Here is a 13,863-nt window from a genome sequence, read left to right on the forward strand (position 1 = left end):
ACGGGTTTTCCGGTCGTGTGGCCGACCTCGATCAGGTGGCGGACCCCCGCCGGGCAGGGCGGGCAAAACGCCCCGAACACGGGCAAGCGGGGCCCTAGGCTGGCGACGTGGAGGAGGAGCCGGAGCTGCGGACCCGCGAGTGGTTACCCCGCACGGCGGCCCTGGTGGTCGGCACCCTGGCCCTGGCCACGGCGTTCATCGCGGCCTACGTGGGGGCGCTGCACCAACCGACCCCGCGCGATGTCCCGGTCGGCGTGGTCCTCGGCGACCAGCGCGCCCAGGCCGTGCTCGCCGGGGTGCGCGACCGGACCGACACGATCAAACCCATCGAGTACGCCGACCCGGCCGCGGCCGACGACGGCCTGATCGGCCGCGAGGTGTACGCGGTGCTCAGCTCGACACCCCAGGGAAAGCTCCTGCTGACCACCGCCAGCGCGTCCGCGCCCGCCGCCACGGAACTCGTCACCCGGGTGCTGACCACCGCGGCCGGGCGCGCGCAGACCCCGCTCGAGGTCACCGACGAGGTGCCGGTCGCCACCGCCGACCCGCGCGGCGTGGTGCCGTTCTACCTGGCGGTCGGCCTGGTGCTGGGCGGCTACCTGGGGTCGACCGCGCTGGGCATCTCACTCGGCACCGCCCCGCACAGTCTCCGCCGGGCCGGCCTGCGGATCGCCTCGCTGGCGGTGCACGCCGTGCTGCTGGCGGTCATCGCCACGCTGCTGGTCGGGCCGGTGCTCGACGTCTGGGACCACGACCTGCCGACGCTCGCCGCCGTCGGCCTGCTCACCACCCTCGCCGCCGCGATGGTCGCCGCCGCCGTCCAGGCCTGGCTCGGCCTGCTCGGCACCGGACTGGTGATCCTGTTGCTGGTGGTGCTCGGCAACCCCGGCTCCGGCGGCATCTACGCCCCGGAGTTCCTGCCCGCGGTCCTGCGCGGCATGCACCGCTGGAACGTCCCCGGGCTGGCCACCGATCTGGTCAAGTCGGCGGTCTACTTCGACCTGCGGTCCGCCCGGTGGCCGCTGGGCGGGCTGCTGGTCTGGGTCGCGCTCGGCCTGGTCGGCCTGCTCACCGCCACCCTGGTGCGGGGCCGCCGGGCCGCCCGACGACCGGGTCGGCAACTGGACACCAGGCCGGACGCGTGAGACCCGGCGGAGATCGTGGGGAAGGTGACATTGCGGGCCCCCTCCTTACCGGCGGGTCCCCACGGATACGATCGACGGAGTCGGACAGCGCTGTCCTTCGTACTCACGTAAGGAGCGCATGGTGACCGACCAGCACGACCACGACGGCCCCGACGCCGCCCTGCGGGCCGACATCCGCCGCCTCGGCACTCTGCTCGGCCAGACCCTGGCCCGCCAGGAGGGCCGCCCCCTGCTCGACCTGGTCGAGGAGATCCGCGCCCAGGTCCGCTCGGACGCCCCCGCCGCCGCGCAGCGGCTCGGCGGGCTGGACGTCACCACCGGCACCAAGCTGGCCCGCGCCTTCTCCACCTACTTCCACCTGGCCAACATCACCGAGCAGGTGCACCGCGCCCGGGACCTGCGCCGACGCCGGGCGGCGCACGGCGGCTGGCTGGACCAGGCGGCCAAGATGATCGCCGAGCGCGGCGTGCCGGCCGAGGAGATCGCCGCCGCGGCCCGCCGGCTCGCGGTACGCCCGGTCTTCACCGCCCACCCCACCGAGGCGGCCCGCCGCTCGATCCTGTCCAAGCTGCGCGCCATCGCCGACGAGCTGGACACCGAGACCACCAACGCCATCCTCTACGGCGCCAGCGACGAGGGCCCGGCCAACCGGCGCCTGGCCGAGCTGCTGGACCTGATGTGGCAGACCGACGAGCTGCGGCTGGACCGGCCGGACCCGACCGACGAGGCCCGCAACGCCATCTACTACCTGCGCGACCTGTACGCCGAGGCCGCCCCGCAGGTGCTCGGCGACCTCGCCGACACCCTGCGCACCCTCGGCGTGGAGACCTCGCCGACGGCCCGCCCGCTGACCTTCGGCACCTGGATCGGCGGCGACCGGGACGGCAACCCGTTCGTCACCCCGACGGTCACCCGCGAGGTGCTCCACATCCAGCACGAGCACGGCATCAGCGCCACCGAGAAGGCGATGGACCAGCTCATCAACGAGGTCTCCGTCTCCCGGCGGTTGCGGGCGGTGTCGCTGGACCTCTCCGCCAGCCTCGCCGCCGACCTGGACGCGCTGCCCGAGGTGGCGCCCCGGTTCCGCCGGGTCAACGCCGAGGAGCCGTACCGGCTCAAGGCGCGGTGCGTGAAGGCCAAGCTGGCCAACACCCGGGAGCGGCTGCGCCGGGGCACCCCGCATGTGCCGGGGCGGGACTACCGCGGCTCGGCCGAGCTGATCGCCGACCTGGAGCTGCTGCGCGCCTCGCTGGCCCGCAACTCCGGGCAGCTCACCGCCGTCGGCCGGCTCGCCTCCACCATCCGTACGGTCTCCGCGTTCGGCCTGCACCTGGCCACCATGGACGTGCGCGAGCACGCCGAGGCGCACCACGCGGTGCTGGCCCAGCTCTACGCGGCGGTCGGCGAGGTGCCGGACTACCCGTCGCTGACCCGGCTGGAGCGGACCAAGCTCCTCGCCGACGAGCTGGCCGGCCGCCGGCCGCTGTCGACGCTGGACACCCCGCTGACCGAGAACGCGCAGAAGACGTTCGACGTGTTCGGCGCGATCCGCGAGGCGCAGGACCGGTTCGGCGCCGAGGTGATCGAGTCGTACATCATCTCGATGACCCTCGGCGTCGACGACGTGCTCGCCGCCGTGGTGCTGGGGCGCGAGGCCGGGCTGATCGACGTGCACAGCGGCCGGGCCCGGATCGGCTTCGTGCCGCTGCTGGAGACCCCGTCCGAGCTGAACGCCGGCGGCGAGCTGCTCGATGAGCTGCTGTCGCTGCCCGCGTACCGGGCGCTGGTCGCGGCCCGCGGCGACGTGCAGGAGGTGATGCTGGGCTACTCCGACTCCAACAAGGAGGCCGGCATCACCACCAGCCAGTGGTCGATCCACCGGGCGCAGCGGGCGCTGCGGGACGTGGCCGCCCGGCACGGCGTGCACCTGCGGCTCTTCCACGGCCGGGGCGGCACGGTCGGGCGTGGCGGCGGGCCGACGCACGACGCGATCCTGGCCCAGCCGTACGGCACCCTGGACGGCGCGATCAAGGTGACCGAGCAGGGCGAGGTCATCTCCGACAAGTACACGCTGCCGGCGCTGGCCCGGGAGAACCTGGAGCTGACCGTGGCGGCGGTGCTCCAGGCCACGCTGCTGCACACCGCGCCCCGCCAGCCGGCCGAGATGCTGGAGCGCTGGGACGCGGCGATGGACGTGGTCTCCGAGTCGGCGTTCCGCTCGTACCGGGGGCTGGTCGAGGACCCGGACCTGCCGGCGTACTTCTGGGCCTCCACCCCCACGGAGCTGCTCGGCGCGCTCAACATCGGCTCCCGGCCGGCGAAGCGGCCGAACACCGGGGCCGGCCTGGGCGGGCTGCGGGCCATCCCGTGGGTGTTCGGCTGGACGCAGACCCGGCAGATCGTGCCGGGCTGGTTCGGGGTCGGCTCCGGGCTGGCGGCGGCGCGGGCGGCCGGGCTGGAGGACGTGCTCGCCGAGATGAACCGCAACTGGCACTTCTTCCGCACGTTCCTGTCGAACGTCGAGATGATGCTCACCAAGACCGACCTGAGCATCGCCCGCCGCTACGTGGAGACCCTGGTCCCGAAGAAGCTGCACCCGATCTTCGACAAGATCGAGCAGGAGTACGAGCTGACCAAGCAGGAGGTGCTGGCGGTGACCGCCGCACCGGCCCTGCTGGAGAACTCGCCGGTGCTCCAGCGCACCCTCGCGGTCCGGGACACCTACCTGGAGCCGCTGCACCACCTCCAGGTGGCGCTGCTGCGGCAGTACCGGGACTCCGGGGCCGCCGGGCGCGCGGTGGCGACCGCGCCGGGCGGCCGCCGCGCACCGAGCGACGGTACGGCGTTGGAGCGGGCCCTGCTCACCACGGTCAACGGCATCGCCGCCGGGATGCGCAACACCGGCTGACGGACGCGACGAGAAGGCCCCGGTCACGCCGACCGGGGCCTTTTCGCGTGACGTTCAGCCGGCGGTCACCAGTCGCCGCCGCCGAAGTCCCCGCCCCCGAAATCTCCGCCCCCGAAGTCCCCGCCGCCGAAGTCGCCGCCGCCGAAGTCGGCCGCCTGGTCGGCGCCGCCGAGGTCGCCCTGGTCGCCGTAGTCCGCGCCCTGGTCCCCGGCGCCCTGGTCCCCGGCGTCGCCCTGGTCCCCGGCGTCGGCGCCGTCGCCGAAGCCCTCCTGGTAGCCGGCCTCGTAGCCGGGGTCGGCGAAGGCCGGTGAGAAGAGCGCGTCGGCGATCAGCAGCCCGCCGAGCACGCCGGCGCCCGCCCCCAGCGCGGTCTTCCACCAGGGGGTGGAGTACCAGCCGGCCGGCACCGGCCGCCCCTGGTAGCGCCCGCCCGGGTAGTAGTAGGGGGTGTCCTGGCCCGGCTGCGGGCCGGCCTTGAACGTCTGCCCCTGCACCTGCACCTGGCGTTCCTTGGTCAACTCGCCGGCGCCCTGCGCGGCGGCCAGCGGGGGCAGCTCCGGCCCCGGGTCCAGGCCGAGCGCCACCCGCGCCGCCCGGGCGTACGCCAGCCCCTCCAGCGCGGTCTCCCGGGCCAGCCGGTACTGCTGGACCGTCCCGGCCTGCTCCAGCTGGCTGCCGGCGGCGTTGTAGCGCTCCGCCGCGTCGACCAGCGCCTGGCGGACGGCCGGGGCGTCGCCGTGCAGGTTCATCACCTGGCCGCCGAGGCGTTCGTACCAGCGCTGGGCGTCGGCGCGCACGTCGGCGAGACTGCGCGCCTCGCGGGCGGCCTGTTCCCGCCGCCACCAGACGAACCCGCCGACGAGGAGGGCCGCCACGAGAATCGCCACGAGCAGAATTTCCATGCCGCTGAACGTACCCGCAGACGTCGGGTCGTACCCGTTTGGCAAGCTCTGGTGATGGACTTCTCGACGCTGGCCGTGGTGGTCGTCTGCCTGGCCGGGGGTGGCGCGGCGGGCTGGTACGCCGCCCGGGCCCGGTCGGCCGCCGAGATCGCCCGCCTGGAGGCGACCCTGGCGGCCACCCGCGAGGGCGAGGGGCGGCTGGAGCAGTCGATGCGGGCGCTGAGCTACGAGGCGACCGCCCAGTCGCAGGAGGCGGTGGCCCGGGCGGTGGCCCCGCTGCACGACACCCTGCGCCGCTACGAGCAGCGGGTGGGCGAGCTGGAGCGCGACCGGGTCGACGCCTACGCCGAGCTGCGCGAGCAGGTCCGCGCCATGAGCACGGTCTCCGGCGAGCTGCGCACCGAGACCAAGCAGCTGGTGGCGGCGCTGCGGGCGCCGCAGGTGCGGGGCCGCTGGGGCGAGCACCAGCTGCGCCGGATCGTCGAGGCCGCCGGCATGCTGGAGCACTGCGACTTCAACGAGCAGGTCACCGCCGCCACCGACCACCAGGGGGTCCGCCCCGACCTGGTGGTCCGGCTGCACGGCGGCCGGACGGTGGTGGTGGACGCCAAGGCGCCCTTCGACGCGTACCTGACCGCGATGGAGGCGCGCGACGAGCGGGGGCGGGACACCCATCTCGACGCGCACGCGCGGCACCTGCGGGCGCACGTCGACGCGCTGGCCGCGAAGTCGTACTGGGCGGCCTTCGACTCGACACCGGAGTTCGTGGTGCTCTTCGTGCCGGCCGACCCGTTCCTGGACGTGGCGTTGCAGCGCGACCCGACGCTGCTGGAGCACGCCTTCGCCCGCGACGTGGTGCTGGCGACCCCGGCCACCCTGGTGGCCCTGCTGCGCACGGTGGCCTACTCCTGGCGGCAGGAGGCGCTGGCCCGCAACGCGGTCGCCGTCCACTCGCTGGCCCGCGAGCTCTACGGGCGACTGTCCACGCTGGGCGACCACGTCGGCAAGCTCGGCACCTCGCTCGGTGGGGCGGTCACCGCGTACAACCGGGCGGTGGGCTCGCTGGAGGCGCGGGTGCTGGTCAGCGCCCGCAAGCTGGCCGAGCTGGGGGTCTCCGACCAGGAGCTGGCTGCCCCGGCCCAGGTGGAGGTGGCGCCCCGGCAGCCGCAGGCCCCGGAGCTGGTGGACGGCACGTCCATCCTGGACCGGTCCAGCTAGCGTCCTGGATGTGACAGTGCGCACCTGTGCATGTCACGAAGTGGTCACAAGGCAGCGTTCGGTAGTGACACCGCCACAACGCAGCACAAAGGATTCGCTCACGCGCGCCCTGTCATCTCAGGGCCCTGTTCTCTGGAGGAAAGAGAACGTGAGCAAACCCCGCAACCTGAGCCGGCGTACCTCCGCCGGGCTCTTCGCCTCGGTCGTGGCCGCCGGCGCCATGGCCGGCGCGGGCGGCGCCGCCACCGCGAGCGCCGCGCCCGCCACCACCCCGGACGCCCCGGCCAACGCCGTCGAGGCGCTGGGCTCGCACGACGCCAAGCTGCTCGCCGAGGCCGAGGCGAAGCACGCGCCGACCGTCACCCTGATCGTCGCCACCGAGAAGGGTGAGGCGAAGGACGTCGCCGCCGCGATGAAGGACCTCGGCGGCACGGTCAGCCAGCGCTTCGACTCGATCGGCTACGTGCTGGCCAAGGTGCCCACGGCAAAGGTGCTGACGGCCGCCACGCTGCCGGGCGTCGCCGCGGTCGACCTCGACGAGACCATCCAGCTCCCGGACCCGACCCCGGAGTCCGCGCCGAACGGCGCGACCGCCCCCGAGCAGGGCGAGACGCTGGCCGGCCCGGGTGCCGGCACCGGCGCGGTCAACCCGTACATGCCGACCAACGAGACCGGCGCCGAGGCCTTCAAGGCCGCCCACCCGGAGTGGGACGGGCGCGGGGTCACCATCGGCATCATGGACTCCGGTGTGGACCTGGACCAGCCGGCATTGCAGAAGACCACCACCGGCGAGCGCAAGATCGTCGACTGGGTCACCTCGACCGACCCGCTCGAGGACGCCACCTGGCGGGCGATGATCACCGAGGTGACCGGCCCGACCTTCACCATCGGCACCACCGCCTGGACGGCCCCGGCCGGCAGCTACCGGTTCGCCACCTTCCGGGAGTCGATCACCGCCCCGGCCGGCGCGACCAGCGAGGTCGGCGGTGACGTCAACCGCGACGGTGACACCACCGACTCGTGGGGGATCCTCTACGCCACCGACACCCACGACATCCGGGTGGACGTCAACGGCAACCGCGACTTCACCGACGACGAGCTGATGCGCCCGTACAAGGAGAAGTTCCAGGTCGGCCACTTCGGCACGGACAACCCGGCCACCGCCGTCCGCGAGCAGATCCCGTTCGTCGTCGAGTACCGCGAGGACGTCGACATCAACCCGGGTGACGGGCAGCCCGGCCCGTACGCCGACTTCGTCAACATCGGCATCGTCCAGGCCACCCACGGCACGCACGTCGCCGGCATCACCGCCGCCAACGACATGCTCGGCAACAGCGCCCTGGACGGCGCGGCCCCCGGCGCCAAGCTGGTGTCCTCCCGCGCCTGCATCTGGACGGGCGGCTGCACCGCCGCGGCCCTCACCACCGGCATGGCCGACCTGGTGATCAACCGCAAGGTCGACGTGGTGAACATGTCGATCGGCGGCCTGCCGGCGCTGAACGACGGCTCGAACGCCCGCGCGCAGCTCTACAACAGCCTGATCACCACCTACGGCGTGCAGCTGTTCCTCTCGGCCGGCAACTCCGGCCCGGGCCTGAACACCATCGGCGACCCGTCGGTGGCGTCCAACGCGGTCAGCGTCGCGGCCAGCATCAGCAAGCAGACCTGGCTGGCCAACTACGGCTCGGTGGTCCGCAAGGACAACGCGCTGTTCAACTTCTCCTCGCGCGGCCCGCGGGAGGACGGCGGCTTCAAGCCGAACATCGCGGCCCCCGGCTCGGCGATCTCCACCGCGCCGACCTGGCTGCCGGGCGTACCGGTCGCCGAGGCCGGCTACCCGCTGCCGCCGGGCTACCAGATGCTCAACGGCACCTCGATGGCCGCCCCGCAGGCGGCCGGCGCCGCCGCGCTGCTGCTCTCCGCCGCCAAGGCGAACGACCAGGGAGTCACCCCGGCCGCGCTGCGCCGGGCCATCTACAGCTCGGCCGAGCCGATCGAGGGCGTCGCCACCTACGCCCAGGGCTACGGCATGTTCAACGTGCCGGGCGCCTGGGAGCTGCTGGACCAGGGCGTCGAGGCCCGCTCGTACACCTCGGACGCGCCGGTCTGCACCGAACTGTCGGCGAACCTGACCCGCTACGACGCCGGCACCGGCACGTTCGTGCCGAACCCCGACCGCGGCGCGGGCGTCTACAACCGCTGCGCCGCCGGGCAGGGCGGCCAGAAGGTCAACCAGACGAAGACCTACAAGGTCAAGGTCACCCGTACCAGCGGACCGGCCGGCAACATCCGGCACGACGTCGACCTGCGCGGCGATGACGGCACCTTCACCGCGCCGAAGTCGGTGGTACTGCCGCTGAACAAGGCGGTCACCGTCAACGTGGTCGCCAAGCCGCGTACCGACGGAGCGCACGGCGCGCTCCTGACCATCGACGACCCGGCCACCAACGTGGTCGACTTCGAGGTCTCCACCGTGGTGGTCGTCGCCAACGACGTGAAGAAGCCCGACTACTCGTGGTCCACCGAGGGTTCGGTCGACCGCAACAGCTTCACCTCGTACTTCGTGACCGTCCCGGCCGGCGCGGGCGCGCTCCAGGTCAACCTCTCCGGCATCGCCACCGGCTCGCAGACCCGGTTCATCGCCATCAACCCGTACGGCATCCCGGTGGAGAGCACCGCCAGCACCGCCTGCTACACCAACTTCTCCAACCCGGCGGCCTGCAAGCCGCAGGAGCGGGACTACCAGAACCCGATCCCGGGTGTCTGGGAGATCGAGGTGGAGGCCCGGCGCACCTCGCCGGCGCTGAACAACCCGTTCCAGCTCCAAACCCGGGTGCAGGGCGTGCAGGTCGAGCCGGCCACCGTCGCACTGCCGTCGGTGACCGCCGGCACCCCGACCCAGGTCTCCTGGGGCCTGACCAACACCTTCGGTCCGGTGTCGGTGACCGGCCAGGGTGGCGCGCTGTCCAGCGTGCACGCCGAGCGGCCGACCATCGCCCAGGGCGCGCAGCAGGAGTACACCGTGACGGTGCCGGCCGGGGCGACCAGCTTCACCGCCCGGATCGGCAACACCGCCGACCTCGGCGCCGACCTGGACCTGTCGGTCTTCCTGGGTGCCACCCGGGTGGGCCGGTCGGCGGACGGTGACTCGGAGGAGGCGGTGACCCTGACCGACCCGGTCGCCGGCACCTACCGGGTGGTGGTGGACGGGTACGCCGTCGACGGTCCGGGCACCAGCACCGCCTACGACTACCGGGACTCGTTCTCGGCGCCCTCGCTGGGCACGCTGACCGCCCCGACCACCCCGCTGCCGCTGCAGAACGGCGACACCGCCGCCCTGACCGGTACGGTGACCGCCCTGTCCACCCCGGCCGCCGGCCGGGAGCTCTACGGCGACCTGGCCGTCACCACCACCGAGGGCGCGGTCGTCGGCCGTGGCTCGGTCGCGATCGGCGCGGTGAACTGAGCACCGCCTGACGGCGGTCTCCGCACCGCCGAGCAGCACAGGAGCCCGTCCCCGGTCCCCGGGGGCGGGCTCCCCCCTTCGCACCCCTCTGCTCTGCTGTGGCGGAGGCAACACTGGGAGCGCTTCGCCGTTGCCGGGAGGGCAGCAGAGCAAAGGGGGCCGGACAGGGGCGTCCCTGCCCTCGGACGGTCGGCGCTGGTGTCAGGAGCGGCGGGCGGACTCGACGACGAAGGGCGTGCCCTGCTGGCAGGTGGTCATCATGTCGGGCTTGGGCTGACCGGTGACGGTGACCCGGGCGCCGACGGTGAGCACGTCCCGAGGGCCGCCGATGAGCTGGTAGCCCTCGACCATCAGGCAGTTCGGCTCCACCCCGGCCTCGACGGTGCCGGAGATGGTGGTGGCGCCGGGGCCGGGCGGCACGCTGGGGCCGACCGGCGGCCGCTTGGTCGGCGGCCGCGCGGTCGGGGGCAGGGCGGTCGACGGCGGGGCGGTCGGCGGGACCCCGCTCGGGTCGCCGCTGCTGGGCGTGCTGGTCACCGGCGATCCTTCCGAGGGGCTGGGGGTGCCCGTCCGGTCGTCGCCGTCCTGACCGCCGCAGGCGCTCAGCGCCGCGCAGGCGACCAGGGCGGCGAGGACCATCCGAGGAGTCTTCATGCCCACTGGGACGTGACCGGCGGGCGATCCGTTCCCGGTCAGGCCCGCGCGGCGGCGGCCTTCATGTCGCGCTTGAGCTCCTGCGGCAGCGAGAAGGTCAGCCGCTCGTTGGCGGTGGTGATCTCCTCGACGTCGGTGAAGCCCCGCGCGGCGAGGTGGGTCAGCACGTCCTGCACCAGCTCGTCCGGCACGCTCGCGCCGGACGTGACGCCGACCGTGCCGGCGCCGGTCAGCCAGGCGTCGTCGATCTCGTGCGCGAAGTCGACCAGGTACCCGGCGCGGGCGCCGGCGTCCAGGGCGACCTCGACCAGGCGCACCGAGTTGGAGGAGTTGCGCGAGCCGACGACGATCACCACGTCGCACTCGGGGGCGATCTCCTTGACCACGTGCTGCCGGTTGGAGGTGGCGTAGCAGATGTCGTCGCTGGGCGGCGACTGGAGCAGCGGCAGCCGGGACTTGAGTCGGGCGACCGTCTCCAGCGTCTCGTCCACCGAGAGGGTGGTCTGGGAGAGCCAGACGACCTTGTTCGGGTCCCGCACCGTGACCTTGTCGACGCCGTCGGGGCCGTCCACCAGCTGGATGTGCGCGGGGGCCTCGCCGGCGGTGCCGATGACCTCCTCGTGCCCCTCGTGGCCGATCAGCAGGATGTCGTAGTCCTCGGCGGCGAACCGCTTCGCCTCCTGGTGCACCTTGGTCACCAGCGGGCAGGTCGCGTCGATCGCCTTCAGCGAGCGCGCCTTCGCCTGCTCGTAGACCTCCGGGGCGACGCCGTGCGCGGAGAAGATGACCGTGGCGCCCTCCGGCACCTCCTCGTTCTCCTCGACGAAGATCGCGCCCTGGGCCTCCAGCGTCCGCACCACGTGCTTGTTGTGCACGATCTGCTTGCGCACGTAGATCGGGGCGCCGTAGAGCTTGAGCGCCTCCTCCACGGTCTGCACCGCCCGGTCGACGCCCGCGCAGTAGCCGCGGGGCTTGGCCAGGAGCACGCGCTTGCCGGTCCGGGGGGTCGTCTCAGCCTGGGTCACCCGACCATCGTACGTGCCGGGATTTCCGCCGGCAGCGGCTGCGACCCGTACCACAGGGCTCCGGGACTGCGCCCGCCCGCGAGCGGCACGCGCTGTCGGGGCTGCCGCAGGTCGTCGGGGGCTGACCGTAGGGTGGGCGGGTGACCGACGCCCCGCGCAGCACCCCCGAGGAGCCCTGGCCGGTCCGGGTGGTCAGCCAGAAGGTCGGCGCCTGGATCGCCAAGCTCGGCTGGGTCTGGGTGGACGGCCAGGTGGCCCAGATCAGCCGGCGCCCCGGCGCCAGCACCGTCTTCCTCACCCTGCGCGACCCGTCCGCCGACCTCAGCCTGACCGTCACCACCAACCGGGACGTCCTCGACTCCGGCGCGCCGGAGCTGCGCGAGGGCGCCCGGGTGGTGCTGCACGCCAAGCCGGAGTTCTACGCGGCCCGCGGCACGCTGAGCCTGCGCGCCGACGAAATCCGCCAGGTGGGGCTCGGCGAGCTGCTGGCGCGGCTGGAAAAGCTCAAGAAGCTGCTCGCGGCGGAGGGGCTCTTCGACCGGTCCCGCAAGCGCCGTCCGCCGTTCCTGCCGCAGCGGGTCGGGCTGATCACCGGGCGCGCCTCGGCCGCCGAGCGGGACGTGCTGACCAACGCCCGGCGGCGCTGGCCGGCGGTGGAGTTCCGCACGGTGAACGTGGCGGTGCAGGGGCCGAGCGCGGTGCCGCAGATCGTCGACGCGTTGAAGGTGCTCGACGCCGACCCGAGCATCGACGTGATCATCCTGGCCCGGGGCGGCGGCGGCATCGAGGACCTGCTGCCCTTCTCCGACGAGGCGCTGTGCCGGGCGGTCTTCGCCTGCCGCACCCCGGTGGTCAGCGCGATCGGCCACGAGACGGACGCACCCCTGGTCGACTACGTCGCCGACGTCCGCGCGTCTACGCCGACCGACGCGGCCAAGCGGGTCGTGCCCGACCTCACCGAGGAGGTCCGCCTCATCGGTCAGGCCCGGTCCCGGCTGGAACGCGCGGTCCGCAACCTGGTCGACCGGGAGTCGCACCGGCTGGACCTGCTCCGTTCCCGGCCGGTGCTGGCCCGGCCGCAGGTGATGGTCGACCAGCGGGCCGCCGAGGTGAGCGCGCTGCGGGACCGGACGGGCCGCTGCCTGGACCACCGGCTCGGCGCCGCCGACGACGACCTCCGGCACACCCTGGCCCGGCTGCGCGCGCTCTCCCCCGCGGCCACCCTCGACCGCGGCTACGCGATCGTCCAGCGCGCCGACGGCCACGTCGTCCGCGCCGCCGCCGAGGTGGCCAAGGGCGACCCCCTGCGGGTACGCCTCGCCGACGGCGAGCTGACCGCGACCGTCGACGGCTGAGGAGTGTGGTGGGATGGGTGCGATGACCGACGAGAAGAAGGACGAGCGGCTCAGCTACGAGCAGGCTCGCGCCGAGCTGGCCCAGGTGGTCGAGAAGCTGGAGGCCGGCGGCACCTCGCTGGAGGAGTCGCTGGCGCTGTGGGAGCGCGGCGAGAAGCTGGCCGAGATCTGCCAGCGCTGGCTGGACGGCGCCCGGGCCCGCATCGACGCCGCCCGGCAGGCCGCCGACTCCTGACGCCCGCCCCGCCGGGGGTGGCACGGCCCCTCGGATGCGGGCGCGGGCAGTGGACAGCAGCGGCGGGGCGGCCGACAGCCGCCCCGCCACCGGAGCCGACGGCTCAGTTGAACAGGTTGTAGAACTCCTTGGGCGCCTCGACCACCTGGTCGGCCGGCGGCTTCTGCGCGGCGGCGGCGTTGCCGTAGTCCGAGTAGGTGACCTTGATGTCCTGCGCGGCGTTCTGGCCGGCGGCCGGGATCTGGACCACCATCTCGCTGAGCCGGCCCTGCGGGTCCAGCTTCGCCGTGAACGGCACCGACTTGGCCTGCGGGCCGAGCGCGGTGATCACGGACTGGTCCACCGAGCCGGCCTCGGCGGCCTTCGACACGTCCAGCGTGCCGGCGTAGGTGCCCTGGCCGGTCTGCCGTACCTCGGTGATGCCCTGGGTCAGCACCTCGCTGCCGGCCGGGTCGATCTTGTCGAAGTCGAAGCCCAGCGCCTTGTTGCCCTTGATCCGGGTCTGGTCGAGGTGCTGGTACTTGCCGAGGTTGAGCTTCTGCGCGCCCGGGATGCTGCCGGCGGACTTGCCGCCCAGCTCCAGCTTCACCCAGCTGTCCGGCTTGGCGTGGATCAGGTCGAGCTTCATCGACAGGTCCGAGGAGGCGTCACCGATCAGGACGCGCATCTCGGCGCTCTGGCTCGGCTCGTGCACCTGCCCCTCGGCGCTCGAACCGGCGCCGGACATGGTGAACCGGAAGTTGCCGTTCCTGATCTCGTTGGTGGAGTTGAGCAGGGCCTGCTTGGCGTCGCCGTTGACCGCGCCGGAGGCGCCCGGCGAGGCGCTGCCGGAGACCGTGGGGGACGCGGAGGCCCCCGCCTCGCCGGTCCCGGTGCTGTTGCAGGCGGCAAGCCCAGGAGTGAGCAGCGTCGCGGCGAAGACCGCCGCGCTGAAGCGCCGAATGGTCACGTGAAC

10 protein-coding genes are annotated in these 13,863 nt (G+C 73.4%); 6 read left to right on the forward strand and 4 right to left on the reverse strand.

Features of this window, described 5'->3' with window-relative positions; all coding sequences use genetic code 11:
- Window positions 1-107 precede the first annotated feature (107 nt).
- Window positions 108-1,145: a hypothetical protein gene (locus FHX75_RS12265; RefSeq protein WP_154939508.1), complete on the forward strand. Its 1,038-nt coding sequence runs from the start codon at window positions 108-110 to the stop codon at window positions 1,143-1,145.
- Between the two features lie 121 nt (window positions 1,146-1,266).
- A complete protein-coding gene (gene ppc, locus FHX75_RS12270; RefSeq protein ID WP_154939510.1) occupies window positions 1,267-4,053 on the forward strand; it encodes a phosphoenolpyruvate carboxylase in 2,787 nt (928 codons plus the stop codon).
- Window positions 4,054-4,118: 65 nt separating this feature from the next.
- Here ppc and FHX75_RS12275 read toward each other — a convergent pair whose 3' ends face one another.
- Entirely contained in the window at window positions 4,119-4,955 is an 837-nt protein-coding gene (locus tag FHX75_RS12275) for a hypothetical protein (protein WP_154939512.1), read from the reverse strand.
- Between the two features lie 54 nt (window positions 4,956-5,009).
- Here FHX75_RS12275 and FHX75_RS12280 point away from each other — a divergent pair, with 54 nt between their 5' ends.
- Window positions 5,010-6,173 (forward strand): DNA recombination protein RmuC, encoded by a 1,164-nt coding sequence (locus FHX75_RS12280; RefSeq protein ID WP_154939514.1) that lies wholly within the window; start codon window positions 5,010-5,012, stop codon window positions 6,171-6,173.
- A 148-nt stretch (window positions 6,174-6,321) separates the two neighbouring features.
- Window positions 6,322-9,639: a S8 family serine peptidase gene (locus FHX75_RS12285; RefSeq protein ID WP_154939516.1), complete on the forward strand. Its 3,318-nt coding sequence runs from the start codon at window positions 6,322-6,324 to the stop codon at window positions 9,637-9,639.
- A gap of 201 nt (window positions 9,640-9,840) precedes the next feature.
- On the opposite strand, the gene FHX75_RS12290 is transcribed toward FHX75_RS12285, so the two are convergent.
- Window positions 9,841-10,293 (reverse strand): hypothetical protein, encoded by a 453-nt coding sequence (locus FHX75_RS12290; protein WP_154939518.1) that lies wholly within the window; start codon window positions 10,291-10,293, stop codon window positions 9,841-9,843.
- A gap of 38 nt (window positions 10,294-10,331) precedes the next feature.
- On the reverse strand, window positions 10,332-11,318 hold the full coding sequence (locus FHX75_RS12295) for a 4-hydroxy-3-methylbut-2-enyl diphosphate reductase (protein WP_154939520.1): 987 nt from the start codon (window positions 11,316-11,318) through the stop codon (window positions 10,332-10,334).
- A 140-nt stretch (window positions 11,319-11,458) separates the two neighbouring features.
- On the opposite strand from FHX75_RS12295, the gene xseA reads away from it, so the two are divergent.
- Together xseA and FHX75_RS12305 are read left to right on the forward strand one after the other, a co-directional pair.
- On the forward strand, window positions 11,459-12,673 hold the full coding sequence (gene xseA, locus FHX75_RS12300) for an exodeoxyribonuclease VII large subunit (protein WP_154939522.1): 1,215 nt from the start codon (window positions 11,459-11,461) through the stop codon (window positions 12,671-12,673).
- Between the two features lie 22 nt (window positions 12,674-12,695).
- Window positions 12,696-12,908 carry an exodeoxyribonuclease VII small subunit gene (locus FHX75_RS12305; protein WP_154939525.1) on the forward strand — a complete coding sequence of 71 codons (213 nt, stop codon included), beginning with the start codon at window positions 12,696-12,698 and terminating at the stop codon, window positions 12,906-12,908.
- Window positions 12,909-13,011: 103 nt separating this feature from the next.
- Here the strand turns inward: FHX75_RS12305 and FHX75_RS12310 are convergent, their stop codons facing one another.
- Entirely contained in the window at window positions 13,012-13,857 is an 846-nt protein-coding gene (locus FHX75_RS12310; RefSeq protein ID WP_154939527.1) for a hypothetical protein, read from the reverse strand.
- Window positions 13,858-13,863 lie beyond the last annotated feature (6 nt).

The organism is Micromonospora palomenae, assembly GCF_007829925.1.
In the GTDB taxonomy this organism is placed as follows: domain Bacteria; phylum Actinomycetota; class Actinomycetes; order Mycobacteriales; family Micromonosporaceae; genus Micromonospora; species Micromonospora purpureochromogenes.